28 protein-coding genes are annotated in these 26653 nt (G+C 54.9%); 14 read left to right on the plus strand and 14 right to left on the minus strand.

The genetic code is table 11. The features are described 5' to 3' along the window. Positions 1–140 precede the first annotated feature (140 nt). Genes mreC through Q1L85_RS13950 form a run of 6 tightly spaced genes read left to right on the plus strand, consistent with a single transcriptional unit; the run spans position 141 to position 8221 of the window. Positions 141–962, plus strand: a complete 822-nt coding sequence (mreC, locus tag Q1L85_RS13925; protein ID WP_300433438.1) for a rod shape-determining protein MreC — start codon at positions 141–143, stop codon at positions 960–962. After that, positions 959–1438, plus strand: coding sequence for a rod shape-determining protein MreD (gene mreD, locus Q1L85_RS13930; RefSeq protein WP_300426281.1), 480 nt, complete (start codon positions 959–961; stop codon positions 1436–1438). The genes mreC and mreD overlap by 4 nt, the downstream gene beginning before the upstream one ends. Further along, complete coding sequence (locus tag Q1L85_RS13935; RefSeq protein WP_300426280.1) at positions 1435–2007, plus strand: Maf family protein; 573 nt, start codon at positions 1435–1437, stop codon at positions 2005–2007. Before mreD ends, Q1L85_RS13935 begins: the two co-directional genes overlap by 4 nt. Then, the gene (gene rng, locus Q1L85_RS13940) at positions 2007–3464 is read left to right on the plus strand and encodes a ribonuclease G (RefSeq protein WP_300433439.1); all 1458 of its coding nucleotides are present in this window, start codon (positions 2007–2009) and stop codon (positions 3462–3464) included. Before Q1L85_RS13935 ends, rng begins: the two co-directional genes overlap by 1 nt. A 12-nt stretch (positions 3465–3476) precedes the next feature. Further along, positions 3477–7430, plus strand: coding sequence for a YhdP family protein (locus Q1L85_RS13945; RefSeq protein WP_300426278.1), 3954 nt, complete (start codon positions 3477–3479; stop codon positions 7428–7430). Further along, the gene (locus tag Q1L85_RS13950; protein WP_300426277.1) at positions 7430–8221 is read left to right on the plus strand and encodes a carbon-nitrogen hydrolase family protein; all 792 of its coding nucleotides are present in this window, start codon (positions 7430–7432) and stop codon (positions 8219–8221) included. The genes Q1L85_RS13945 and Q1L85_RS13950 overlap by 1 nt, the downstream gene beginning before the upstream one ends. Here the strand turns inward: Q1L85_RS13950 and Q1L85_RS13955 are convergent. The 14 genes from Q1L85_RS13955 to Q1L85_RS14020 form a co-directional block, all read right to left on the minus strand. Further along, complete coding sequence (locus Q1L85_RS13955; RefSeq protein WP_300426275.1) at positions 8197–9933, minus strand: bifunctional protein-serine/threonine kinase/phosphatase; 1737 nt, start codon at positions 9931–9933, stop codon at positions 8197–8199. The genes Q1L85_RS13950 and Q1L85_RS13955 overlap by 25 nt on opposite strands. Positions 9934–10019: 86 nt before the next feature. Beyond that, the gene (locus Q1L85_RS13960; RefSeq protein WP_300426273.1) at positions 10020–10829 is read right to left on the minus strand and encodes a formate/nitrite transporter family protein; all 810 of its coding nucleotides are present in this window, start codon (positions 10827–10829) and stop codon (positions 10020–10022) included. Positions 10830–11122: 293 nt separating this feature from the next. Next, a complete protein-coding gene (gene yjgA, locus Q1L85_RS13965) occupies positions 11123–11632 on the minus strand; it encodes a ribosome biogenesis factor YjgA (protein WP_300426271.1) in 510 nt (169 codons plus the stop codon). An 11-nt stretch (positions 11633–11643) separates the two neighbouring features. Beyond that, positions 11644–12999: a magnesium transporter gene (mgtE, locus tag Q1L85_RS13970; RefSeq protein ID WP_300433440.1), complete on the minus strand. Its 1356-nt coding sequence runs from the start codon at positions 12997–12999 to the stop codon at positions 11644–11646. A 110-nt stretch (positions 13000–13109) separates the two neighbouring features. Continuing rightward, positions 13110–13379, minus strand: coding sequence for an HPr family phosphocarrier protein (locus Q1L85_RS13975; RefSeq protein WP_300433441.1), 270 nt, complete (start codon positions 13377–13379; stop codon positions 13110–13112). 2 nt (positions 13380–13381) lie between these two features. Then, positions 13382–14254, minus strand: coding sequence for an RNase adapter RapZ (gene rapZ / locus Q1L85_RS13980; protein WP_300428038.1), 873 nt, complete (start codon positions 14252–14254; stop codon positions 13382–13384). A gap of 17 nt (positions 14255–14271) precedes the next feature. Further along, on the minus strand, positions 14272–14733 hold the full coding sequence (gene ptsN, locus Q1L85_RS13985; protein WP_300428037.1) for a PTS IIA-like nitrogen regulatory protein PtsN: 462 nt from the start codon (positions 14731–14733) through the stop codon (positions 14272–14274). Positions 14734–14737: 4 nt separating this feature from the next. After that, positions 14738–15040 carry a ribosome hibernation-promoting factor, HPF/YfiA family gene (gene hpf, locus Q1L85_RS13990; RefSeq protein ID WP_300428036.1) on the minus strand — a complete coding sequence of 101 codons (303 nt, stop codon included), beginning with the start codon at positions 15038–15040 and terminating at the stop codon, positions 14738–14740. Positions 15041–15081: 41 nt separating this feature from the next. After that, positions 15082–16596 (minus strand): RNA polymerase factor sigma-54, encoded by a 1515-nt coding sequence (locus Q1L85_RS13995; RefSeq protein ID WP_300428035.1) that lies wholly within the window; start codon positions 16594–16596, stop codon positions 15082–15084. Positions 16597–16709: 113 nt separating this feature from the next. After that, entirely contained in the window at positions 16710–17435 is a 726-nt protein-coding gene (lptB, locus tag Q1L85_RS14000; RefSeq protein ID WP_300428034.1) for an LPS export ABC transporter ATP-binding protein, read from the minus strand. A 1-nt stretch (position 17436) separates the two neighbouring features. Further along, on the minus strand, positions 17437–17964 hold the full coding sequence (gene lptA / locus Q1L85_RS14005) for a lipopolysaccharide transport periplasmic protein LptA (protein WP_300428033.1): 528 nt from the start codon (positions 17962–17964) through the stop codon (positions 17437–17439). Further along, positions 17951–18499: an LPS export ABC transporter periplasmic protein LptC gene (gene lptC / locus Q1L85_RS14010; protein ID WP_300428032.1), complete on the minus strand. Its 549-nt coding sequence runs from the start codon at positions 18497–18499 to the stop codon at positions 17951–17953. Before lptC ends, lptA begins: the two co-directional genes overlap by 14 nt. Continuing rightward, on the minus strand, positions 18499–19476 hold the full coding sequence (locus Q1L85_RS14015; protein ID WP_300428031.1) for a KpsF/GutQ family sugar-phosphate isomerase: 978 nt from the start codon (positions 19474–19476) through the stop codon (positions 18499–18501). Before Q1L85_RS14015 ends, lptC begins: the two co-directional genes overlap by 1 nt. Positions 19477–19479: 3 nt before the next feature. Then, positions 19480–20439, minus strand: coding sequence for a calcium/sodium antiporter (locus Q1L85_RS14020; RefSeq protein ID WP_300428030.1), 960 nt, complete (start codon positions 20437–20439; stop codon positions 19480–19482). A 169-nt stretch (positions 20440–20608) separates the two neighbouring features. On the opposite strand from Q1L85_RS14020, the gene Q1L85_RS14025 reads away from it, so the two are divergent. The 8 genes from Q1L85_RS14025 to hisD all read left to right on the plus strand — a co-directional run bounded on the left by Q1L85_RS14025 (position 20609) and on the right by hisD (position 26609). Beyond that, positions 20609–21421, plus strand: coding sequence for an ABC transporter ATP-binding protein (locus Q1L85_RS14025; RefSeq protein WP_300428029.1), 813 nt, complete (start codon positions 20609–20611; stop codon positions 21419–21421). A 3-nt stretch (positions 21422–21424) separates the two neighbouring features. Continuing rightward, positions 21425–22207: a lipid asymmetry maintenance ABC transporter permease subunit MlaE gene (gene mlaE, locus Q1L85_RS14030; protein WP_300428028.1), complete on the plus strand. Its 783-nt coding sequence runs from the start codon at positions 21425–21427 to the stop codon at positions 22205–22207. 3 nt (positions 22208–22210) lie between these two features. Next, complete coding sequence (gene mlaD, locus Q1L85_RS14035; protein ID WP_300428027.1) at positions 22211–22672, plus strand: outer membrane lipid asymmetry maintenance protein MlaD; 462 nt, start codon at positions 22211–22213, stop codon at positions 22670–22672. Then, complete coding sequence (locus Q1L85_RS14040; RefSeq protein WP_300428026.1) at positions 22672–22983, plus strand: STAS domain-containing protein; 312 nt, start codon at positions 22672–22674, stop codon at positions 22981–22983. Before mlaD ends, Q1L85_RS14040 begins: the two co-directional genes overlap by 1 nt. 117 nt (positions 22984–23100) lie before the next feature. Beyond that, entirely contained in the window at positions 23101–23334 is a 234-nt protein-coding gene (locus Q1L85_RS14045) for a BolA family protein (RefSeq protein WP_300428025.1), read from the plus strand. Positions 23335–23343: 9 nt separating this feature from the next. Beyond that, the gene (gene murA / locus Q1L85_RS14050; RefSeq protein WP_300428023.1) at positions 23344–24609 is read left to right on the plus strand and encodes a UDP-N-acetylglucosamine 1-carboxyvinyltransferase; all 1266 of its coding nucleotides are present in this window, start codon (positions 23344–23346) and stop codon (positions 24607–24609) included. A 39-nt stretch (positions 24610–24648) separates the two neighbouring features. Next, on the plus strand, positions 24649–25293 hold the full coding sequence (gene hisG / locus Q1L85_RS14055) for an ATP phosphoribosyltransferase (RefSeq protein WP_300428022.1): 645 nt from the start codon (positions 24649–24651) through the stop codon (positions 25291–25293). 11 nt (positions 25294–25304) lie between these two features. Further along, positions 25305–26609 carry a histidinol dehydrogenase gene (gene hisD / locus Q1L85_RS14060; protein WP_300433442.1) on the plus strand — a complete coding sequence of 435 codons (1305 nt, stop codon included), beginning with the start codon at positions 25305–25307 and terminating at the stop codon, positions 26607–26609. Positions 26610–26653 lie beyond the last annotated feature (44 nt).

The following is a 26653-nucleotide window of genomic DNA, read 5'->3' on the forward strand; positions in this document are numbered from 1 at the left end:
TTGGAATGAGCCTGACGCTTTTACACCTGACGTTGCTTTGCGCAGGGCAGGTCAGCAGGTATAGTTGATCTTTTATTCATCATTGTTGGGATACGACCATTAAATCGCAGTTTCAGATGCACCCGTTACAGGGACAGCGCGTGGCGGTCATTGTGGTACTGGCCATGTTGCTGATGTGGGCGGATGATCAGTACGACTGGCTGAAGCCGGTGCGTTATGTCATCGGTTATGCGGTGGCGCCTGCTCAGAAAGCTGCGGTCGTGCCTCTGTCGGTGGCCGAGTGGCTCGGTGATTCTGCCAGTCTGCGACGTGAACTTCTGAAAGAGAACAAGCAGTTGGCGGCCCGCAATTTTATTCTGGAACGCAAAGCGCAGCGTATGGCCTCACTTGAGGCTGAGAATATGGAGTTGCGCGACCTTCTTTCTGCCTCTGATCAGGTGGACGACAGAGTGCTCGTGACGTCGGTCACCGCGGTAGACCCAGACCCCTTTACTCAGCAGATTCTTATCGATAAAGGCGGCTCAGACGGCGTGTTTATCGGTCAGCCGATTCTGGATGCTCACGGTCTGCTCGGACAGGTGATTGAAGTTCTGCCGTTCTCGTCCCGGGTGCTTATGATCGCCGATACTAACCATGCGATCCCCGTTCAGGTAAATCGCAATGGTGTGCGTGCCATCGCCACGGGGACCGGCTCGCTGACCGAACTCGAACTGATTTACGTGCCGAATACCGCAGACATCCGCGAGGGTGACATGCTGGTCAGCTCCGGATTGGGTGGGCGATATCCAAAAGGGTATCCGGTCGCGACAGTCACTCATGTTGAAAACGTTCCGGGCCAGTCCTTTGCCACCGTGAAGGCAGAGCCGACGGCGAAACTGGATCGCAGTCGCCACCTGTTACTGGTGTTTACCGATAAAGCAGCGCGGGTACCGCCGGTGGCATTATGGAAGGAGGGGCAATGAAACTTCAGGTGATCGTTTACGTATTCATTATGCTCTTCGTTGCTTTTGTGCTTGAGCACCTGCCTCTGCCTGATGTGCTGTATCTGTTCCAGCCGGCGTGGGTGATGCTGGTTGTAACAGCGATGGTGCTGTTCGCACCGAATATCTTTGGTCTCTGGCTGGCTTTGCCGGTTGGCCTGATGCTGGACGTTGAGCAGGGAACCCTGTTAGGCCTGCATGTCATTCTGGTCGCTTTTCATATCTTCGTCTTACAGCTGCTGTATCGTCGGATGTACCTGTTTAATGTACTGCAGCAGGCGGGGGTGCTGTTCGTGATGATTATGGGCGAACAGATTATTCACTACTGGGCGGTTGCCGTCTTACGTGAAGATGCCCGGCCGGTATTGCTGGTGATGCCAGCGCTGTTCACTGCCGTACTCTGGCCCTGGATTTACGTGGTCGGTTACCGGACCCTCAGACGACTGGAGCGCGGATGATTCTTGCATCGTCGTCACCGCGCAGGCGGGAATTACTGCAACAGATCGGTGTCCGATTTGAGGTTGATGCCGCCGATATTGATGAAACGCCATTGGCCGGAGAGGCCGCGGTTGCTTACGTTGAGCGCATGGCGCTGGAGAAAGCCCGGACGGTCGCCGCCCGGCATCCTGATGAGGTGGTGCTCGGGTCTGATACCAGCGTGATCTTTCAGAACGCCATATTAGGTAAGCCAGAGAATGACGCGGATGCGGTTTCTACCTTAAAGAAGCTCTCTGGGGCGACCCATCAGGTGCTCAGTGCCGTGGCTCTTGTCTCCGGAAAGCAGAGCCGGGTACTGAGTGTCGCGACTCAGGTGCGTTTCCGCGAGTTGTCGGATGACGAGATCCGTCGTTATGTCGCTACCGGCGAGCCCGCCGATAAAGCGGGCAGTTATGGAATTCAGGGGATGGGAGCCATTTTGGTGGCTGCCATTGAGGGTAGCTACAGTAGTGTGGTGGGATTGCCGCTGACCGAGACTGCGGCACTATTAAACGAGTTTGAAGTGCCTGTCTGGCAGGCCGGTTGCTGATGAATGTAAACGCAGAAATATTAATGAACGTCACACCGACCGAAACGCGTGTGGCGGTGGTCGAAAATGGTGTGCTGCAGGAAATCTTTATCGAGCGCACCAATCACCGTGGGCTGGTTGGAAATATCTACAAAGGCAAGGTTGTCCGTGTTCTGCCGGGCATGCAGGCTGCCTTTGTCGACATCGGCCTTGAGCGGGCGGCGTTTATTCATGCCGCAGAGATCGGGAAAGGCGATGCGAATACTCCGATTAATCAGCTGGTGCACGAAGGCAAATCCCTGGTTGTTCAGGTCACGAAAGACCCCATTGGTACCAAAGGGGCAAGGTTGACGACTCAATTGGCGATTCCGTCACGCTATCTGGTGTATATGCCGGGCTCCGTGCACGTGGGTATCTCTCAGAAAATTGAGGAAGAAGGCGAGCGCGAGCGCCTCAAGCAGCTGGTGACTGACTGCATGGAGAGCGAAGGCCTGACGGGTGAAGCCGGGTTTATCCTGCGAACTGCCGCAGAGGGCGTCGGAGAAGAAGAAATTGTCGCCGATACCCGTTACCTGCGCAGACTGTGGCGCAAACTTGAAGAGCGTATCAAAGAGAACAAGGCGCCCAGCCTGGTCTACGACGAGCTGCCTTTATCGCTGCGGACGATCCGCGATCTGGCCCGCCCCGAGACCAGTAAACTTCTGATCGATTCCCGCGAGACCTTCCAGAAAATAGAGCACTTCTGCCAGCAGTACGTGCCGGAAGTGGCTGAGAAAATCGAATACTATCCGGGCCCCCGCCCGATCTTTGAGCTCTACAGTGCCGAAGACGAAATTCAACGGGCTCTGGAGCGCAAAGTGCCCCTTAAGTCAGGCGGTTATCTGGTGATCGACCAGACCGAAGCCATGACAACCATTGATGTAAACACAGGTGGCTTTGTCGGGCGCAGGAATCTTGAAGAGACCATCTTTAAGACCAACCTTGAGGCCGCGACGGCGATCGGTCGTCAGGTGCGGCTACGAAATCTTGGCGGCATTATTATTCTGGATTTCATTGATATGGCTGATCCGGAGCACCAGCGTCAGGTGCTGCGTATGCTTGAGAAGGTTCTGGAGAAAGACCACACCAAGACCAAGATCAGTGGCGTGTCTGAGCTGGGGCTGGTCGAGATGACCCGTAAGCGTACCCGGGAATCTCTCGAGCATATGTTGATGGAGCCCTGCAAGGCCTGTCAGGGGCGTGGAGTCGTGAAGACGCCAGAAACCACCTGCTATGAAATCTTCCGGGAGATCCTGCGCGAGGAGCGTGCATATCAGGCCGGTACTTATCTGGTTCTGGCCAGCCAGCAGGTGGTGGATCGCTTGCTGGACGAAGACAGTCACGGAATGGCTGATCTGGAAGCGTTTATTGGTAAAGCCATCAAACTGCAGGTGGAAAGCCAGTACACTCAGGATCAGTACGACATTATCCTTCAATAAGGTGAGCCTCTGATGCTGCGCTCAATCTGGACTCAGGTATGGATAACGCTGGTAGTAGCGACGGTGCTGCTTGCCTTCTATACCAGTCTTGGGCGCCAGCTGATCCCCATGATCGAAACCCAGAAGCCACGCCTGGAGAGTCTCCTCACCAGTCAGCTGGGCCTGCCGGTCAGCATTGGTCAACTGAAGGGAGACTGGAACCTTCTGTCTCCTGTTGTTCGTATTCAGGGCGTCAGCATTGGTCCTGCGGATGAGCAGATCCGCATTGGCAAGGTCGAAGCCGAGCTGGATCTCAGCGCCTCGGCCTTCTATTTCACCCCTGTGTTCAAGCGTATTCAGATACAGAAGGTCAGTGCTGCATTCAGTCAGGATGAGCAGGGCAATGTATTTCTGGGAAGTGAGCCGCTGACGGGGGTGCGTAAAACCAGTACGACCGATAGCGGAAAGTCCCGTGGGCGGTCACTGCAGTGGTTGAACTGGCTGGGCCTGCAGCAGGCCGTGGAGCTTACCGACTGGGATATATCTAACGCCCGTGAGGGCGAAGACGAGTCACTTCTTGTCCGCAAAGTATTGTGGCGTAACCGTGGTGATCAGCACGCCCTGGAAGGTGATGTTTCGTGGGGCCGCGAAGAAATGGCGGACATCTACGTCGCCGCGGAACTCAAAGGAGACCTCTGGCCCTGGGGAGAGCAGGATGGAGAGGTCTACCTGCGCGTCGATGAGCAGCAGTGGACACGCTGGATTCCGGACGAACTGCCGCGTGAGCTGAAGATAGATACCCTGCGCGGCAGTATGGAAGGCTGGCTATCTATTTCTGATGGCGATCTGAAATCACTGTATGTGCGGGGGCAGGTTCCGGAAATGACCCTGCAGGCTCCAGAGCACACGCTGGCGCTTACCGATGGCAGTCTGCTGATTTCAGGCGAGCGTGAAGACGACGACTGGCACCTGCGTGTCATCCCGGAGTTTGCCCAGCCACTGCCTGTGTCTGAGCTGCGGGTCAGCTCAGTCAAACTGGATGGCGAACGCAGCTGGCAGTTCGGTCTTCCGAGCGCGGATCTGGCCGAGATCAGCGAATATATCCTCAGCTATAACCTGCTTCCTGAGCGCTTTAATCATTACGTTACCCATCTGAATCTGCGCGGGCAGGTGAGGGATGCCCGGATCAGTCTGGTACCAGACTCTGACGCCGGGATTGATATACGGGCGACCGTGAATGGACTGACCTCTGACTCTTACATGGGGATACCGGCATTCCGTGATGCTCACGGCAGTCTGCACATGCAACCTAAGGGAGGCGTGGCAGATATTCAGGACGATGCCCTGGCCATGCATATCGATGGGGTATATCAGCCGGTCTGGGAGCTGGAGCAGGCATCTGCGCGTTTTTACTGGGCGATCCGTCCCGAGTTTTTTGATCTGCGGCTTAACGACCTGGATGCCGGGCTGAAAGGCACCCGTGTTCATGGAGATCTGGCGATCCGTATTCCCAAACGCGACAGTAATGTGGAATACCATTTTGCGCTGTTGCTGGGCATCGATGAAGGGCCAGTGGTTCTGCAGCAGGATCTGGTGCCGGATATCCTCGACCCTGCCATTAATGAGTGGCTTGACCAGGGGCTGCCCGAGGGTGATCTGAGCAATGTTGGTTTTGTACTCAACGGGCATATTGGCTCCGGTACTCTGCCCAACAGTGTGACGACGCAGTTGTACCTTGAGGCGGAAAATACCCGGGTAAAGTATCTTGAAGAGTGGCCTGATGTCTCTGCTGTCAGCGGGCGCGTGTTTATGGATGCGCCTGATCTGGATGTTGAGGTGACTACCGCGACAACACTTGGGGGATCTGTCACTGCCAGAGGCGCCCGCGTCAGCCTTCGGGAAGCCGCGGGTGGAACCATGCTGCATCTTGATGGGCAGCTGGCTGGAGATACCTCTGAAGGTCTGGCGTATCTGCAGGAGACTCCTCTCGCTGACATGGTCAGCCATGCGCTGGACGAGTGGGAGGCGTCCGGTCCGGCAGAAACGGATCTGACGCTGGATATGTTGCTGGGAGATTCCGAAGCGACGCCTGAGGTATCACTGACAAGTCAGTTGCAGGGCGCCTCGCTGTCACTGACAGATATTGATCTGACCTTCAGTGACCTGACGGGTCAGCTGGTGTTTGATACCGACAAGGGCCTCAGTGCGGAAACCCTCCGGGCGCGGATATTCGATGGCCCGCTGACGGCGTCGTTGCGTTCTGAAAAGGTGGAAGACAGCTTCCATATTCTGGCGGATGCCAAGGGGCAGGGAGAGTGGCAGTCGTTCCGCCAGTGGGCCGACCTGTTTTTACTAAACCCTGTGTCAGGCTCCCTGAACTACCACGCTTCTTTATCTGTCGATCCTCGCCTTGATGATCCGGTGCACCTGCTGGTGGAATCAGATCTTCAGGGGAGTGTGATTGATTTGCCGGCGCCTGCGGGAAAATCCGCCGATGAGCAGCGGACGATGACTGCGCTGGTGGCTCCGGGAGATAGCACAGAAATAGCAATCAACTACGACGGCCTGATGCGCACACGTGTGGTATTGGGCGATAACGGCGTTGAGCGCGGAGACGTCGTATTCGGTGGCGACGAGCCTGGTGTTGGCCCGGACACAGGTATCTCGGTCCGCGGCCATATTCCTGCTGTCGTGAATGCCTCCCAGTGGTGGGATGTCTGGGATGACATGATGCTATGGATTGACGAAGCAGATGCCCGGGATCTGGCCTCCGGTCTTGATCCATCCCTGCCGCCAAACTCATTAGGAAACACCAATCCGGTCTCGACGGTTGATATCACCGTTGAGGGCATTGATGCCTGGGATGTGCCTGTCGGGTTGACGCGTCTGGCAGGGCGCCAGGAATTTAATGAATGGACCATGCAACTCAATAACGAGTTGGCGCGGGGTACCATTGTGATTCGTGCGGAAGAGAGCGACCCCATCGTATTGCTGATGGACTTTGTGCATATTCCGGAGAGTGAAGAGCCCGAAGGTCTGTCAGAGGAAAGTTCTTCTACAGTGTACGACCCATTGCAGGATCTCGTACCAGCGGATATTTCTGCGATCGACTTTACCATTCAGGAAATTTACTACGGCACCCGCAACTTCGGACGCTGGCAAGGCACCAGTCGACCGGTCGCCAGCGGGGTGACGGTCGATATTCTCGACAGTGATATGAAAGGACTGAAGCTGCAGGGCTCGCTCGACTGGATGTTGCGGGAAGGTCAGCACGCGACCCGTCTGCGGGATTTTCAGTTCAGTGCGAATGATATTGAAAACATTCAGAAGTCGTTCCGCCAGCAGGCGATCATTAGCGGTAAAGAACTGGATGGCACTATTAATATGAACTGGATGGGGTCACCGGGCGGTTTTAACGCTGCGACCCTGAATGGGGAGTTGGGTTTCCGCGTGCGCAACGGTTCTGTGAATGCTGACGGCACCGGCGCAATGAAAGCGTTCGGTGCGCTGAATTTTAACTCGGTATTCCGCCGCCTGCGGCTCGATTTCTCCGATCTGGTGGGCTCGGGTATGGCCTTCGATACGATGAAGGGCAAAATGGTGATCGTGAATGGCGTAGCCACTCTGAGCGAGCCGGTAACGGTGGATGGGCCGGGTGGTAAGTTCCTGACGTCTGGAATGACCGACCTGAATACCGGTCAGCTGGATATGAAGCTGGCGGTGACTTTTCCTGTGACAAGTACTCTGCCGCTGGTGGCGGTACTGGCGGGCTTTGCTCCCCCGGTTGCGGCCTCAATCTATGTCACCGAACGCCTGATAGGGGATGAGCTGGAGCGTTTTACCAGCGCCAGCTACAACATCACCGGTACCTGGGAAGAGCCCGAGGTAAAACTGAACAAGGCCTTCGATAACAAGGTAGATGGTAAGACCAGCCGGAGCTTTATGGACCGCGTACTCAGTATTTTCGGACTGGGAGGGGATGACTGATGTTATGCACAGTGGCAGTGATTCAGACCAACAGCCGGGATAATATCGCCGCGAACAAAGCGCAGATTGAACGTCTGGTGCAACAGGCGGCACAGGACGGTGCGGAGCTGGTTGTCCTCCCTGAGATGTGCCTCACGATGGACGGTGCTCAGTATGCGCAGCTGGCGGCGGACCGGACTGTCCCTGAATGGTTCGCAGCCCTGGCCGCACGATATGGTATCTGGATACTGGCGGGCGCGGTGCCTCAGCCTTGCCCTGATGATGACCCGCGGGTGCGCTCCGCACTTCTGGTATTCAACAGTCAGGGTGACCTGGTCAGCCGCTACGATAAAGTGCACCTGTTTGATGTCGATGTTGCTGACAGCCAGGGCAGCTACCGGGAATCCGAGCGCTTTGCGCCGGGTGAGGATCTCGTGGTCGTCGATACGCCAGCCGGGCGGATAGGGCTCAGTATCTGTTTTGATCTGCGTTTCCCTGAGCAGTTTCAGGCTCTGCGCCAGCAAGGCGCGGAGCTACTGGTGGTTCCGGCTGCCTTTACTCATACCACAGGTGAAGCGCACTGGGAGATCCTGTTGCGCGCCCGTGCGATCGAAACTCAGTGCTTTGTACTCGCGGCCAATCAGTGCGGCTGGCATGACGAAAAACGCCGCACCTGGGGGCATTCCATGATTATTGACCCCTGGGGGCGTGTGCTTGGGAGTTGTGCCGATGAGATCGGGTTCGCGTTGGCGACTCCTGATCTTCAGAGCTTGCGCGATATTCGTGCTCAGATGCCGCTGAAGCGCTCATAGAGTAGTACCAGCACGAGTGCAGCAAGAATAAACGTGCTCGCTTTCCAGGCCGTCAGTGGGTCGCGTTCCAGTATCGGGGGACGGTTGCGCGTTACGTAGGCAGGGTTTGGATGGCGTAATTCGTAGACAAATTCTGCGGGTTCCTGATACCGCCTTGCACGCACGGGGTGCGTCGCTTTTCTGATCGCTTCATCTACCCAGACAGGAATGGACCGCCCGGTTCTGTGCAGAGGTGTGTAGTGGAGCCTGTTGCGGTCTTTGGTGGACGTTATCCGGGCGACATCCATTCCATACGGCAGTTTTCCACTCAGCATTTCATAAGCAATAGCCCCCAGTGCATACACGTCAGACTCAGTACTGCCCTGTTCGCCGAGAAAATATTCGGGAGCGGAATATTGAGCCGTTCCCAGAAGAGTCAGCCTCTCAAGCGGGGAATCAATTTCAGTAATCCCCGCCACCCGTGTTGATCCAAAGTCGATGATCCGGATCACACCGTCATCGCCGATCAGAATATTGTCCGGTTTCAGGTCCTGATGCAGCATTTCCAGCCGGTGAAAGGCTTGTAAGCCTTTGGATATTTCGCCGATGATTCCGCGTACTTTTTCCAGTGACGGCCGGGGATTGTCGCGCATCCACTGACTCAGAGTCTGGCCCTCAATATATTCTGTTGTGGTGTAGAGATAACTGCGTGATCGCTGAGCTGGCCCCGGACGCACGACGTGTGGGTTGTCGATTCTGCGCGCGATCCATTCCTCCAGCAGAAACCGCTCAAGATAACCTGTGTCGTCGCGCAATTCCCCCGAGGGTGTTTTCAGAATAACGCGGGTGCCGCTTTCCCGGTCCTGAGCAAGAAAGACGTGGCTGCGAGGGCTGCTGTGTATTTTCTGCAGAATATCGTATCCATCAAATTCCGTCCGGGCAGACAGTTCCGGCGGGAAGGGCAGTTCTGTTAGCTGCTGATGCAGGTCCTCTTTATCCTGTGATTGCAGCTGATCAACGCGCAGTATCTGCAGCGTCAGGTTGTCATCACTGCCGTTGGACCGGGCATGATTTAAAATGGCCAGTGCGGCCTGATCCAGATCGCGACTGAACTCGCTCAGAAAGCCCAGGATATGCTCTTCACTGACAAATTCGTAAATACCGTCGGTCGCCAGAATAAACACGTCACCTCTGGTCAGGGAAAGTGCCCGATAATCAATTTCCAGTTGGTCATCCATGCCCAGTGCGCGGGTGAGGTAACTCTGGTGTTCAGACGCGTAGAACCGGTGGTCCTTGGTTAATAGCTCCAGAGCGTCGTCCTGTACGCGGTAAATCCGGCTGTCGCCGACATGAAAAAGGTGAGCCGTGCGGGATTTAATCACCAGAGCACTGAAGGTGCAGACATAACCTTTATTCGGGTCCCAGGCTCTTAGGTTGCGGCGGGCCTGTGCGTGCAGCCAGGAGTTTGTCGCCGCCAGAACTTTAAGCCCTGAGGTTTTTACTGACCATGCTTCTGAGGTGCAGTAGTAGTCACTGAGAAAGCTCTGTACTGCGGTGGCGCTCGCTTCCTGACTGACGGTGCTGCTGCTGATTCCGTCGGCCAGTGCCATCGCAATGCCTTTGGTATTGAGAAGTGGAAGATCAGGTATTTCGACACCATGAAAATCCTGGTTAATGGGCTTGATTCCCTTATCGGTGCATTGGCCTGTTGAAACCTTCAACTGACTAGCCATTAACGTCTCCTGAATTAAAAAACCTGCACCTCCATGGGGAGGTGCAGGTCATTCTGCGTTATCTGGATGATCCAGACTATAGCGGATTACAGCTTACGGTCGGCACTCTGGCGAACGTGAGTGTAGTAGAGAGGCAGTGCAACAAACACAAAGCCACCAACCAGGTTACCTAGTGCAGTTGGAAGCTCGTTCCAGATAATGTATTCCATAAAGGTGAAGTCACCACCCATGATCATGGAGAATGGGAACAGGAACATGTTAACGATGGAGTGTTCGAATGCCATGAAGAAGAAGAGCATGATTGGCATCCACATGGCCGCCATTTTGCCAGTGGCAGACGTAGAAATCATGGCACCGACAACACCCATAGATACCATCCAGTTGCACAGCATGCCGCGGATGAAAATGGTGATCCAGCCATCAACGCCGTGAGCCGCGTAGCCGACGGTACGTGATTCACCAATGGTGGATACCTTTGCCGCAATAGCGCCGCCGTCTGTGTTGTAACCATAGGTCAGAATAAAAGAAATCATAAATGCGACTGAGATGGCACCAGCGAAGTTACCGATGAAAACCAGTCCCCAGTTACGCAGCATCTGAGGCACAGTACATCCCGGACGCTTATCAATGATAGCCAGTGGTACGAGGGTAAATACACCAGTCAGCAGGTCGAATTTCATCAGGTACAGCATGATAAAGCCGACTGGGAAGAGGAGTGCTCCTACCAGGGGTGAGCCGGTTTTTACCATCACCGTAATAGCGAAGGCTGCTGCCAGTGCCAGAATCGCGCCTGCCATAAACGCCCTGATCAGGGTGTCTTTGCTCGACATAAAGATTTTTTCTGCACCTGCATCTACCATTTTGGTAGCGAACTCGGAAGGCATTAAATAGGCCATAGGGTTTTCCTCTGTGCTCAAGTTGTGGAAATCTCAGAAGAGAATTCCGGAAACAAAAAACGGCGTCGCTCCCGCTGTGCTTCTGCAGCAGGTAACGACACCGTTGTCGGATAAATCAGATTGAAAAACGCAAGCCGCCGTTGGCTATGTCAGGACTTTTGCAACGCCTGTGCCAAGATAAAAATATCGCTTAAAAAGGTATTTTTAAGATAAGTTTAGAGAGGGGTTGGCAGGAACTTGCCTGAAATTGGGGCAGTATTAACAGCGATCTGAACAGTGATGGTGCAGCAGCCTTAACTGGCTGCTGCAATTTCTTCCTTCAGGAACTGGAACAGTTTTTTGTAGCCGCTCCCGGGCTTTGGCGGTTCCTGCTGCATTTCTTTCTGAGCGTTACGGACCAGGTTACGGAGTTGCTGGCGGTCGACTGCCGGGTGCTCATCAATAAAGTCGTTCAGTGCGTTGCTGTCTTCCACTAAGCGCGTACGCCACTGCTCCAGTTGACGGATACGACGGCCATACAGTTCGCTCGATGGGTCAAGCAGGTCGAGCGCTTCCTGGAGAGCGTCAACATCTTCATGGCGCATGACTTTGCCGATGTACTGAAAGTGACGGCGGCGTGCTTCATGTTTGGTCACACGACGGCTCTCTTGCAGTGCATTCTTCAGGGTTTCCGTCATGGGCATCGTTGCCCACTTTTCCGGAGAGAGGGCAGCCAGTTTTTCACCCAGCTCCTGAAACCTGTGCATTTCGCGTTTCAGTTCGGATTTGCTGATGAAGTCTTCATCATCTTCGTAGCTGCTCATACGGGCTCCGCTCAGAGGTAAAACAGGGTCGCGAGACCCAGAAAAGATAAAAAGCCGATCACATCAGTGACGGTCGTAAGGATAACACCACCTGCAAGGGCGGGGTCTATTCCCCGCGCTTTGAGTATCAGTGGCAGTGCGGCGCCCGTAACCGCAGCTACGAGCAGATTAATAATAATGGCGGCGGCGATAATGACCGCAATACCGGCGTCTCTGAACCAGAGAAGAGTAATCAGCGCGATCACCAGAGCCCAGAGCACACCATTGATACCGGCGACAATAATTTCCCGGTTAAACAGCCAGCGGAAGTTTGCACCTGACAGGTGGCCGACGGCCTGCCCCCGGATGACGAGTGTCAGAACCTGACTGCCGGCAATGCCCCCCATACTGGCGACAATCGGCATCAGGACAGCAAGAGCCACGACCTGTTCGATGGTTTTATCGAACAGCCCAATCACGGCAGAAGCCGCGAGGGCGGTCAGTAGATTGATGCCCAGCCAGACCGCCCGGCGGCGGCTGGTTTTCAGTGCCGGAGCAAAGGTGTCTTCTTCTTCATCGAGACCCACAGAACTCAGCAGTGAGTGATCAGCGGTCTCACGGATGACGTCAACCACGTCATCGATAGTGATACGACCGATCAGGTGTCCTTCGGCATCGACGACCGGCGCCGAAACAAGGTCGTGGCGTTCGAACAGCTTGGCCACTTCGGTATCAGGCATCGTTGCAGGGATTACCCGTGCTTCGGTGCTCATGACCTCACGCACTGTCTGTTGAGGATCACTGACCAGAAGCTTATTGATTGTCAGTACACCGATGTATTCGTTGTTACGGTTAACGACCAGCAGGGTGTCTGTCATTTCGGGAAGTTCGTGGTGGCGGCGCAGATAGCGCATCACGACTTCAAGGGTGATGTCCGGACGGATGGTCACCGTATCGGTGTTCATCAGACCGCCAGCGCTGTCTTCCGGATAACCAAGTACGGCTTCCAGGCGCGCACGGTCGGCGTGATCCATGGCATCCAGAACTTCCTGCGTCACCCGCTCAGGAAGTTGCTGCAGCATATCAGCCACGTCATCGGCGTCGAGGTCAGAAGTGATATCGATCACTTCTTCAGCGCTCATGTCAGACAGGAAGTGCGTCTGCAGTTCTTCGCTCAGATACTGGAGGACTTCACCTTCCAGTTCTTTATCAACGAGCTCCCACAGTACCTTACGTACTTTAGGAGGGGAGGATTCAATAAGGTGGGCGACGTCTGCAGATGCGAGACCGGAGTTCAGGATGCGCTGAACTTTGGCCATAGCTCCGCTTTCCAGCGCAAGATTCAGGCTGTGGAGTTTTGCTTTTGCCTTTTCCGTATGCTGTGCCATCTGCGAGCCTGAGCCAGAAAATATCGGGGTTATCAGATTTTAGCCTGATTGGACCGCTGATACCACGAAACTACTCGCAGAAATGTGGCTAAAACTCTGTTTTACGGGGCTTATTCTTCTTCATCAAAGCGGCGGTTGATCAGGTCGTCGATGGCGCTCAGAGCCGCTTCGGCATCGCTGCCTTCGATCTCGAAGGTCAGTTCCGTTCCTTTGCTCGCGGCCAGCATCATGACGGACATAATGCTTTTGCAGTCGACCATCCGCCCGGAGTGTCCGACACGGATCTGGCTGGAAAACGCCGCTGCTGTCGACACCAGCTTTGCTGCGGCACGGGCATGAAGCCCCAGTTTGTTAATGATGAGGAGGTTCTGCTGGATCATGGTTAATGTCCTGATTCTGATTTTCGTGCCAGTTCTCTGTGGCGAACCTGGACATTGGGGTGTTTCTTGCGGAACAGCGCGGCCAGCTCTTCTGCCATAAATACAGAGCGGTGTTGCCCCCCGGTACAGCCGATCGCGATGGTCATGTAACTGCGGTTGGCCTCGATAAACTGTGGTAACCAGCGCTCAAGGAAAGATTCGAGATCCTGGCGCATGTCTGCCACGACGCTGTGGTCACCCAGGAAATGACGGATATCGGTGTCCAGCCCGGTGAGATGGCGCAGGCGCTCATCCCAATAAGGGTTAGGCAGATGCCGAACATCGAAGACGTAATCCGCATCTATCGGGATGCCATGTTTGAAACCGAAAGACTCGAACAGGATCGACATCTCTGCGCTTTCTTTATCAGCGACGCGTAAGCGAATCAGACTGCGCAGGTCATGCACTGACATATGAGTCGTATCAAGCGACAGATCAGCCATATTGGCAATAGGATCAAGCAGGGTTCTTTCCTGCTCAATTGCCTCTGCCAGGGATAATGTTGAACTTGTCAGCGGGTGCTTGCGGCGTGTCGCGCTGAAGCGCTGTAGCAGGACACTGTCAGTAGCATCGAGATAAACAACGTCCAGCTGATACTGTTCATGGGGGAGATCAAACAGCAGCTGATCAATCGGCTCACCTGTCTGAGACAGGTTGCGGGCATCAATACTGACAGCCACACGGGTGAGTTTCTCATCCGCTTCGGCCTGACGGGCCAGTTCGGGGAGTAAGCCAATCGGCAGGTTGTCGATACAGTAAAAACCCTGATCTTCGAGTACATGCAAGGCGGCTGACTTGCCCGACCCGGAACGACCACTGATGACAACCAGTCGCATTGCTTTCTCCCTGAATGTTATTCCTTACCAGCGATGGCCCGCAGGTAGAGGTGACGGGCATCGGGCGCTTTGCGCAGCGCATCCCTGTATTCTTCCTGACTGAAGTTACCGGCCAGTGTTGCAAGAATCTGCAGGTGCTCGTCAGTCGCTTCTTCCGGTACCAACAGGGCAAACACCAGGTCGATGGGTTTGCCGTCGATAGCGTCGTAATCAATTGGTTCTTCTAACCGGAGCAACATGCCAATGGCCTGCTGGCATTGCAGCAGGCGGCAGTGGGGGATAGCAATGCCTTCACCAATCCCGGTACTGCCCATGCGCTCCCGGTTCAGAAGTCGCTCGTAAATATCATCCGCAGAAGCATCGCCGAGGGTAGTGGCGATGATGGTTGCGAGTTGTTCCAGCAGTTTTTTCTTACTGGACACCTGGACATCCACCAGAGATCGTTCCGGTGAAAGGATATCCTCGATGCGAAGTGCCATGAAATCAGCCTTGTCCGTGTTGACGCGCCACCAGTTTTTCTTTGTGCTTCAGAACCTGACGATCAAGCTTGTCAGTCATCTGATCAATGGCGGTGTACATATCTTCATTTTCCGCCTTGGCGTGAAGGTCGTGCCCTGTTACGTGGATTGTCGCTTCAGCAGTCTGGCGGTCTTTAACGACCGTGAGGGTAACCTGTCCATTGGTGATATTGTCAAAGTGTCGTGTCAGCTTTGACATTTTTTCTTCTACGTATGCCTGCATTGAATCTGTTACATCAACATGATGACCACTGATATTGATCTGCATACCCAGTCTCCTTATGTGTACTGGCTTGGGATGGTTTCAGCTCAGATGAGCTGCTTTCTCTCGTTGGAAGGCGGAATCATCATTGCCTCCCGGTACTTGGCTACGGTGCGACGTGCCACCTGAATACCTTTCTCACCCAGCATAGTCGCGATTTTGTTATCGCTCAGCGGTTTGCGGGTATTTTCTTCGGCAATCAGTTTTTTGATCATGGCACGGATTGCGGTAGAAGAACACTCCCCGCCACTGTCGGTACTGACGTGACTTGAGAAGAAATATTTAAGCTCAAAAATTCCACGCGGTGTGTGCATATATTTCTGCGTCGTCACCCGTGAAATGGTCGATTCATGCATGCCTACTGCTTCGGCAATATCGTGCAGCACCAGTGGCTTCATGCCCTCATCACCGCGCTCAAAAAATTCGATCTGATATTCGACAATTTTCGTGGCCACTTTAAGCAGAGTTTCATTGCGGCTCTGCAGGCTTTTAATAAACCAGCGGGCTTCCTGCAGGTTATCTTTCAGGAAAGAATTGTCGGCACTGTTATCTGAGCGGCGGATCAAGGCGGCATAGTCAGCGTTCACCCGGAGCTTAGGAGCAATTTCCGGATTCAGTTCAACGCGCCACTCGTCGCGCAACTGGCGGACGATGACATCGGGAATAACATATTCTGACTGCTGCTCAGAAATGCCAGAGCCGGGCTTTGGATTCAGCTCTTTAATCAGACGCAGAACAGATTTCAGATCTTCTTCTTTCAGGCGTGTTTTACGCATCAGCGTCGGGTAATCACGACTGCCAAGGAGATCAATATAATCTCTCAGTACAGAGCGGGCTTCGGGTAACCAGGGAGTGCCTTCCGGCAGCTGATGCAATTGCAACATCAGACATTCGCGCAGGTCTCGGGCAAATACGCCCGCCGGATCAAACTGCTGCAGGCGTTTAAGAACCGCCTGGACCTCGTCTTCTTCGACATCCAGTGACGGGTCCATGCTTTCCAGGACGTCTTCGATCGTTGTGTGCAGGTAACCATCGTCATCGACCCCGTCGATCAGCATCGTTGCTATCTCGCGGTCGGTGTCACTCATGGGAGTCAGGTTAAGTTGCCAGAGCAGGTGATCCTGAAGGCTGTCGGTGGTGGCATGGCGGGCATCATAGTCGAAGTCATCGTCTACCGGGCCACCACTGCTCGCGACCGTCGCTGACACCTGAAAGGTGTCTTCCCACTGGCTGTCTACCGGGAGGTCGTCGGGGAGTTTGTCATCCGACCACTGATCATTGAGATCCTGCTGGTCAGAGCTGTGTTCAAATTCGTAATCGTTGTTGTCTGAGGCGGTCGTCTCTGCCCCTGAGTCGCTGTAGTCGCTGTCCTGATTGCTGTTGTCTGATTCAGACGGTGCTTCATCGAACTCTTCGCTTTCCAGCATTGGGTTGGAATCCAGGGCTTCCTGAATTTCCTGTTGCAGATCCAGCGTCGACAGCTGTAACAGTCGGATGGCCTGTTGCAGCTGCGGCGTCATGGTCAGCTGCTGACCCATCTTGAGCTGGAGAGATGTCTTCATAAAAAATTAATAACCGACCTGTGCAACCAAACATCTTAATCGTCTGCTATGACCGATATTATAGGTTAAGCAGCGAATGATGGAATCTATTTTGCTAGAGCTTACACCAACTTTTAAAGTCGGAAATCATCACCGAGGTAAACTTTGCGCACCTGTTCGCTGGCCAGGACCTCTTCCGGTGTGCCTTCCGCAATGATATGGCCTCCGCCGACAATAAATGCCTTCTCACAGATAGCCAGTGTCTCACGGACGTTATGGTCTGTAATCAGTACACCTATGCCCCGTGATTTAAGCTGGCGGATGATGTCCATAATGTCAGACACGGAAATTGGGTCAACCCCAGCGAAAGGTTCATCAAGCAGGACAAAGGAGGGCTCTGCCGCCAGTGCACGGGCAATTTCTACCCGACGACGCTCGCCGCCTGACAGCGCCATGCCGAGACTGTCGCGGATATGTTGAATATGAAACTCATCGAGCAGCTGCTCAAGGTGCTGCTTCCGTTGCGCTTTGTTCAGCTCAGGGCGGGTCTCAAGGATGGCCATGATATTGTCTGCAACGCTGAGCTTGCGGAAAATCGACGCTTCCTGAGGCAGGTAGCCAATGCCTTTCTGTGCACGGCCATGCATCGGCAGATGACTGATGTCTTCTCCATCTATTTCTACGCGGCCGCGATCAGCCTGAACCAGGTTGACGATCATGTAGAAGCAGGTGGTTTTGCCCGCACCGTTCGGGCCGAGCAGGCCAACGATCTGCCCGCTCTCTACGGTCATGGATACATCCTTGACCACCTCTCGACCGTTATAGCTCTTGGCCAGATTCAGGGCTTTCAATGTTTTCATATCAAGGAGTTTCCGGCGCTTTCTGCGGTTGGATAACGACTTTGATCCGGCCGTCTTCAGTTGTCTGACCGATATTCTCGTTGGCCTTATTGCCGCTGGCTTTAACGGTTTCTGTGTTCATGTCGTAGGTAATGGTGTCGCCGCTGAAGACATTGCCGTCCTGCTCCAGTTCAGCGTCGCCGCGCAGGGTAATACGGCGGTCTGCGGTGTAATAATCGATCCGGTTACCGTGTGCGTGCGTCACCGGTTTACCGGGCTCGATTTCCTGTTCATAGCGCGCGGGCGAGCCTTCGGCGACGGCTTTTTCCAGAACATCACCATCACGCAGGATGAGCAGTCTTTCTGCTTCAATTTTCAGGGTGCCCTGAGTAAGAACAACATTGCCCTCGTAGATAACGGTGCCAGCCCGACGATCAATCTCGGCGCGGTCGGAAAGGATAGTCATCTCCTGTTGCCAGTCCTGCTGCAGGGCGTTGCTCAGTACCGGCAGGCAGGCGAGTGCTGCGAGCAGTAATTTATTCAGGGACATAATGAGTTCGTACTCCAGTCTTCAGCTCAAGGCGCTGGTGGTCGGCGTCAAAAAGCATACCGGTACCTGTCATTGTGCTGCTTTCACCTGTGATGGTAACCAACTCGTCTGAACTGGCTATGCGGCGGTTTAAATCGTATTGCATGCGGGTGGTGTTCAGTTGCCAGTCACTGTCGTCAGATTGTGGACGGATAAGAATATTCCCACTGAGCTTCAGCAGGTGATCGGTGCCGCTGAGAACGCCCTCATCGGCCGTCATCAGCCAGTCGTTATTCTGACTGACGAGTAGCTGTGGCTGTGTGAATACACTGGTGTCGTTCTGCGGGTAATGCACGGATGATGTCGCATAAAACGTATCGATCAGCTGGCCATCCTCGCCGTAACGACGACTGATCAACATGGAGCCATAGTAATCGGGCTCCGCTACCTGCTGTTCTGCAGTCGGGGCGGAAATCTCGCGGGTATAGCGGTCAACCGCCATCAGCGACAGGCCCAGAGCGACTGTAAGAAAAAGCAGCAGGTAGCGCTTACGCATCAGATCACACCAGCGCGTAACAGGTCGTGCATGTTAATGACGCCGACGGTGTTACCGTCGTGCTGCACCACCAGAGCGTTGATCTTGCTGTCTTCCATTACTTTCAGGGCTTCGGCGGCCAGAGTGCCCGGTGCGATGGTTTTACAGTTCCGGGTCATAACGTCGTTCATCGTAGCCGTATGGATGTCCACGCCGTGATCGATTGCGCGACGTAAGTCACCGTCTGTGAAAATACCGGCGAGTGAACCGTCGCTCGCCGCGACCGTTGTCATGCCAAGCCCTTTGGACGTGGCAACCAGAAGCGCCTGTGACAGGGATGTTCCGGTCTCAACGACGGGGATCTGCTCACCTGCGTGCATGATGTCTTCTACTTTCAGCAACAGGCGTCGGCCAAGGCTGCCACCCGGATGGGAGAAGGCGAAGTCTTCAGCCGTAAAGCCTTTGGCTTCGAGCAGAGCGATTGCCAGCGCATCCCCCATCACCAATGCACAGGTCGTTGATGAAGTAGGGGCCAGATCGAGAGGGCAGGCTTCCTGCTCAACGCCTGTATACAGGTGACTGTCTGCTGCTTTTGCCAGGGTGGATTGAGAGTTTCCGGTCATGCTGATCAGTCGGGTTCCCATGCGCTTGAGCAGAGGCAGCAGGCTGGTGACTTCACTGGTCTCGCCTGAGTTCGACAGCGCGATCACAACGTCGGCTGAGGTGATCATTCCCATATCGCCGTGGCTGGCCTCGCCCGGATGCACGAAGAAGGCAGGCGTGCCCGTACTTGCGAGGGTTGCGGCCATTTTATTACCGATGTGACCGGACTTGCCCATGCCTGTAACGACAACGCGGCCGCGGCACTGTATGACCAGCTGGCAGGCGCGGGTGAAATTCTCATCAAGGTGATTCTGCAGCTGACCAACCGCTTCCTGCTCCAGGCGCAGGGTGCGGCGTGCTGATTCGATAAAATTAAATGTGTTCGATTCGCTCATAACTTATTGATTCGCTATAAAAAGAAAGCCGAGGTACGCGACATAGGATCCGGTCAGCAGTGTGCCGGTGATCCGACCCATGGTGCCCTTGCGGTAACTGATCAGGAAAAAAACCAGTAGGGCAATGGTCACAGCCATCATGACAGCGTAATCGCGGTAAAGTGCCATTGGCTCAACGGCGGTGACTGCCAGCAGACCGGGAATCGGCATTACAGCAAGCAGGTTGAATATGTTGGAACCAATCACGTTGCCGATGGCGATGTCGTGATGGCCTTTCAGGGCGCTGGTGACAGAGGCTGCCAGCTCCGGGAGGCTGGTGCCGATGGCGACGATAGTGAGTCCGATAATCAGTTCGCTCACGCCCATGGCCGTAGCAATCCCGGTCGCTCCCCAGACGAGTGCTTTTGAGGCAACCATCAACAGAACCAGACCGGTAATCAACCAGAAAACTGCCATGCCGGTCGGCGTGCTTTCAATCTCAGCGGCTTCATCTTCGTCCATGATAGCGTCGCCACTGTCGGACGAATCCTGAAACATAAGGTAGAGGGCGAAGAGAAAGGCGACGATCAGAATGATGGCGTCAGTCATATCCAGTGTCAGGTCAAACAGGACAACCCCGCCAAGCAGGCTGACGATCACCAGTAACGGCAGTTCTTTTTTCAACAGACCTTTCTGCAGCGGGATGGGAGCAACCAGCGCGGTAATCCCCAGCACAAGCGCAATGTTGGTGATGTTGGAGCCCAGTGCGTTACCGATCGCAAGGTTACCTGCACCATCCAGAGCAGCCATCGCCGATACGAACATTTCAGGCGCGGACGTGCCGATAGAGACTATCGTCAGGCCCACCAGAAGAGGGGACATTCCCATGTGTCTGGCAGTCGCTGCCGCACCGATCACAAATTTGTCAGCACTCCATACCAGAAGAATGAGGCCTGCGACGACGGCGCCGATTTCAGCGTACATAGAAAAACCCGTGAGAAAAAACAGCCTGCCATTGTACCGGAGGTAATTTTCCGCGCAATTGCAACAGGTCGTTCCCGGTACAGGCCGGGCCGGTCGGCTTTTGGCCGTTGGTATGCCAGTCACATTCCGATATGCTAGCGACTTTTCGTGATTTAAAAAGGCACAGAAGATGTCTGACAGCAGTGCACACGTCGAAGTCCGGGATGTCCGCTTCCGGCGTGGCGAGCGCTTGATTTACGACGGACTCAACGTCTCTTTCCCCCGAGGCAGAATTACTGCGATTATGGGGCCGAGCGGGACAGGTAAAACGACCCTGTTGCGCATGATCGGCGGACAGCTGAAAGCAGACTCCGGAGAGGTGCTGGTAAACGGTGGTGACGTTGGCCGAATGTCCCGCAACGAACTGTTGGCGCTCCGACGTGACAAGATGGGCATGCTGTTTCAGACCAGTGGTCTGTTTACTGACCTGTCCGTTTTTGAAAACGTCGCATTTCCCCTGCGCGTTCATACTGACCTGCCAGAAGCCATGATCCGTGATCTTGTACTCATGAAGCTGGAGGCGGTTGGACTGCGCGGCGCGCGGGATCTGTTCCCAGCGGAGCTGTCTGGTGGCATGGTGCGCCGGGTTGCTCTGGCCAGATCCATCGCGATGGACCCTGAGCTCATCATGTACGATGAGCCTTTCACTGGCCTTGATCCGATATCAATGGGGATGATTCTCCGCTTAATTAAAGGGCTGAACGAGGCTCTGGGGCTGACCAGTCTGCTGGTGTCTCATGATGTTGAGGAGTCCTGTCAGATTGCCGATTTTCTGTGCATCGTGTCAGGAGGCAAAGTGATCGGGTTCGGGACCCCTGACGAGTTACGCAATGGCGATAATGCCGAAGTCCGTCAGTTCCTTAATGGTGATCCGGACGGACCTGTGCCGTTCCATTATCCGGCGGATGATTACCGTCAGGACCTGCTGACAGGAGTGAAGTAACACATGGTCAGTCAAATCCGCAGCCTGGGGCGTTATGGTGTCGAGTCGATCCAGTCAATCGGTCGTGCCGGGATGCTGTTTGCTCAGTCAGTGACCTGGGGTGGGCCAGGCAGTGCAGGTTTCCGCGACCTGATCCGCCAGATCTACTCAGTGGGTGTCCGCTCACTCTCCATTATTATCGTGGCCGGTTTTTTTGTCGGTATGGTGCTTGCGCTCCAGGGTTACAACATTCTGGTTAAGTTTGGTTCCGTGTCTGCACTGGGCACTATGGTATCGCTTACTCTGCTCCGTGAACTGGGGCCGGTGATGGCGGCGCTGCTGTTTGCCGGACGTGCTGGTTCTGCATTGACCGCAGAGATTGGTCTGATGAAAGCCACCGAACAGTTGTCCGCGATGGAGATGATGGGGGTTGATCCTCTTAAACGGGTCGTCACACCGCGCCTCTGGGCGGGTGTGATCAGCGTGCCTGTGCTGGCGCTGTTGTTCAGCACAGTCGGCATCTGGGGAGGCGCTTTCGTTGCCGTTGACCTGCTTGGGCTGTACGACGGTGCCTACTGGAGCAATATGGCCAACACAGTGACGTTTTATGAAGATGTGGTCAAAGGACTGATCAAAGCCAGCGTGTTTGGTCTGGTGGTGACCTGGATCGCGGTGTATCAGGGGTATGACTCTGCGCCTACTTCTGAAGGTATTGGTAAAGCAACAACCCAGACGGTAGTGATTTCTTCACTGGCCGTGCTGGGACTGGATTTTGTACTGACTGCGGTCATGTTGGGAGGCGTATAAGCCATGCAAATGCGTAATGTCGAGCTGATGGTCGGCGGATTTATGGTAATGGGAATCATCGCTCTGGTACTGATGGCATTCCGGGTCAGTGGGCTGTCGATGGAAGCAGGCGGTGAGACCTATACGCTGAAGGCCCGCTTTGAAAATCTGGGGGGGCTCACCGAGCGCGCCAAAGTATCTATGTCGGGGGTGACGGTAGGCAAAGTCAGCCGCATTTATCTGGACAAAGAATGGTACATGGCGGTCGTCGAGATGGAGATTGATTCCAATGCCATGGCGACACTGAGCACTGATACGTCTGCGGCAATCCTGACGGCAGGCCTGTTAGGCGAAAAGTATATCGGGCTGACGGTGGGAGCCGAGGCTGACTATCTGGCCGATGGAGACTGGATCCACGAAACTCAGTCTGCCATCGTGCTTGAGGAGCTGATCGGTCGCTTCTTCCTGGATAAGGCAGAAGGCTGATGGCCGCGCCAGTTCTGACTGCGACTTCGGCAACCACCGCGACCCTCAGTGGTGATCTGACGGTGCACTCTGTTGCCGGAGTTATTGACGCAGGCGAAGCCGCGATCAGAGCGGCAGGCGGGGAGTGGACCCTCGATCTGTCTGGGGTAGATCGGTTCAGCAGCGCCGGCGTGGCTCTGCTACTGAACTGGATGCGCTTCTGTCTGTCACAGAAAGTATCGTTGCGACTGGATAACATTCCTGCCGATATGCAGGCCATCATTGATGTCTGCGACCTGGAATCTGTTTTTGCGCCCCTGACAGGAAAATAACCTGAACTGTGGTCCGGCAGACCCTGCTCTTAACCCAGATCAGGTTCAGCCACTTCGGTTCGTGGGATAAATCCGCTATTATTGGGCGCTTTTCCTGAATTGAGTGGTAAAAGGGTTATGTCCCCGGAAGAAATCCTCGAAGTACTGCAGACTGCAGCCCCGGATGTGAGCTGGCAGGTCGCCGACGGCTATGTCAAAGAAATCACCGGTGTTGGCGAGGTATTTGATGGCCTGAACGCCGTGAAACGTCAGCAGTATGTCTACAAAATCCTGAATCCTTTTATCGTGGATGGCCGTCTGCATGCGGTGTCCATTCAAACCTTCACGCCCGCTGAAAAAGCAGGTGCCTAAGAGCCTTCTATGGAAAAACTGAGAATTGAAGGCGGCCGCCGACTTGAGGGCGAAGTCCGTATTTCGGGAGCGAAAAACTCCGCACTACCTATTCTGGCAGCCACCCTGCTGGCAGAAGGCCCGATGCATGTAGGCAACCTGCCTCACCTGCACGACATTACCACCATGCTGGAGCTGCTTGGCCGCATGGGTGTTGAGGTGGCGATCAATGAAGACATGTCCGTTGAGACCGTCTGTGGCGAGCTGAACAGCCTGGTTGCCCCTTACGACCTGGTCCGCACTATGCGCGCCTCTATTCTGGTGCTGGGTCCACTGTTGGCTCGTTATGGTGAAGCCGAAGTGTCGCTGCCGGGTGGCTGCGCGATTGGCTCACGTCCGGTTGATCTGCATCTGCGTGGTATGGAAGCCCTGGGTGCTGAGGTTGAGGTTAAAGAAGGCTATGTCAAAGCCTGGGCCCCGGAAGGACGCCTGAAAGGTGCGCATATTTTCCTGGACACTGTGACGGTTACCGGGACAGAAAATATCCTGATGGCCGCTGTGCTGGCCGACGGTGAAACCGTGATTGAAAACGCTGCCCGTGAACCGGAGGTGGTCGATCTGGCGAACTGTCTCAATGCCATGGGCGCGAAGATCAGCGGTGCAGGCACTGACACTCTGGTGATTCAGGGAGTTGAAAAACTGCACGGGTGTGAGTTCCGTGTTCTGCCAGACCGTATCGAAACCGGAACGTTTCTTGTGGCCGCTGCCGTCACCGGGGGCAAAGTCCTGTGTAAAGACACTGATCCACTTCTGCTTGAGGCGGTTCTGCACAAGCTCAAGGAAGCAGGTGCCGAAGTCACCTCCGGTGACGACTGGATTCAGCTGGATATGCACGGCAAGCGTCCAAAGGCTGTGAACATCCGTACCGCGCCTCATCCGGCTTTCCCGACGGATATGCAGGCCCAATTTGTTGTACTTAATGCAATTGCGGAAGGCACCGGGACGGTTATTGAAACCATCTTCGAGAACCGCTTTATGCACGCTCAGGAACTGGTGCGTATGGGGGCAGATATCCACGTCGAGGGTAATACCGCCGTGGTGACTGGCAAAGACACTCTGAGCGCAGCACCGGTAATGGCGACCGACCTGCGGGCCTCAGCCTCGTTGGTACTGGCTGCCCTGGTGGCCGAAGGGGCGACCGACGTAAACCGTATTTACCACATCGACCGTGGTTACGAATGCATTGAAGAAAAATTCCAGCAGCTGGGCGCGAACATCCGTCGCCTGCCTGCCTGACACAAGAACATCTGAGATTCAGAGAGGATCAGACTTACCATGACTCAGCCATTGACCATCGCACTCTCCAAAGGGCGTATTCTGGATGACACACTTCCCCTGCTGGCGGAAGCGGGTATTCATCCGGCTGAAGATATCAAGAAAAGCCGTAAGCTGATTTTCGATACCAACCATGAGCACATCAAGTTGGTGGTGATCCGTGCGACCGACGTTCCTACCTATGTTGAATACGGTGCGGCCGACCTGGGCGTCGCGGGCAAAGACGTACTGATGGAATACAGCAGCGACAACCTCTGCGAGCCACTGGACCTGAATATCGCGACCTGTCGCCTTATGACGGCGGCACTGAAAGATGCTGAACTGCCAGCAGGCCGTTTAAAAGTCGCGACTAAGTTTGTGAATGTCGCTAAGCGCTATTTTGCAGAGCAGGGCCGTCAGGTGGATATCATCAAGCTTTATGGTGGTATGGAGCTGGCACCTATTATGGGTCTGGCCGATCTGATTGTAGATATCGTTGATACCGGTAATACCCTCAAGGCTAATGGCCTCGAAGCCCGTGATCTGATCGCACCGATCAGCTCACGCTTAGTAGCGAGCCGTGCCTCGATGAAAGTAAAATACAACCAGATCCAACCTATCATCGACCAGATGGCTGCCGCCGTTGAGCGTCAGCGTAACGCCTGAGGGGTACCGGCATGAGCATTAACATCCGTCGTTTCCGTTCTGATCAGGCAGACTTCGCCCAACAGATGGACGAGCTGCTGGCATGGGAAGCCGTGTCAGACGCTGGCGTTCAGACCGCCGTGACCAACATCGTTAACGATGTCCGTGCACGTGGTGACGAAGCCCTGATCGAATACACCAACAAATTTGACCGTACCTCAGTCGCGACTATGGCTGAACTGGAACTGTCGCAGGAACAACTTCAGGCCGCACTCGATGGTCTTAGCGATGCTGAGCGCACCGCTCTGGTGACTGCAGCCGAGCGCGTACGTGCATACCACGAAAAGCAGAAACAGGATTCCTGGAGCTACACCGAAGCCGACGGCACTATGCTGGGCCAGAAGGTCACACCAATGGACCGCGTTGGTATCTATGTACCGGGCGGCAAAGCAGCGTACCCATCGTCTGTGCTGATGAACGCGATTCCGGCCCACGTTGCAGGCGTATCTGAAATCATCATGGTCGTACCGACTCCGGGCGGCGAACTGAATCAGCTGGTACTGGCAGCCGCTGCAGCTGCAGGCGTAACCCGCGTATTCACCGTCGGTGGTGCTCAGGCTGTGGCTGCGCTGGCCTACGGCACAGCAACCGTTCCTAAGGTCGACAAAATTGTTGGTCCGGGCAACATTTACGTCGCGACCGCTAAGCGCATGGTATTTGGTGCGGTGGGTATCGACATGATCGCTGGCCCATCCGAAATTCTCGTCGTGTGCGATGGTGATACCAACCCAGACTGGATCGCCATGGACCTGTTCTCGCAGGCCGAGCACGACGAAGACGCACAGTCGATACTGGTCGCGACCGACGAAGCCTTCCTGGATCAGGTACAGGCCAGCATCGAAAAACTGCTGCCAACCATGGAACGTGAGCCGATCATCCGTACTTCGCTGGTTGATCGCGGCGCTATGATACTGGCCAGCGGTAAAGAAGACGCGCTGGCGCTGATCAACCGTATCGCACCAGAACACCTTGAGCTTTCAGTGGAAGATCCGGACAGCTGGCTGCCAGGTATCCGCCACGCCGGTGCCATCTTTATGGGCCGCTATACCGCAGAAGCTCTTGGTGACTACTGTGCTGGGCCAAACCACGTACTGCCGACTTCTGGTACTGCGCGCTTCTCATCACCGCTGGGGGTATATGACTTCCAGAAGCGTTCATCGCTGGTGAAGTTCTCTGCAGACGGCGCGTCTGAAATGGGGAAAGTGGCTTCCGTGCTGGCACGGGGAGAGCACCTGACCGCGCACGCGCGTTCAGCGGAGTATCGGATTAAGGACTGACGTCTTATCTGGTTTGAAGAGCCCGGCGATGCCGGGCTTTTTGG

It is taken from the genome of uncultured Thalassolituus sp. (genome assembly GCF_950066645.1).
Classification (GTDB): Bacteria; Pseudomonadota; Gammaproteobacteria; order Pseudomonadales; family Oceanobacteraceae; genus Thalassolituus.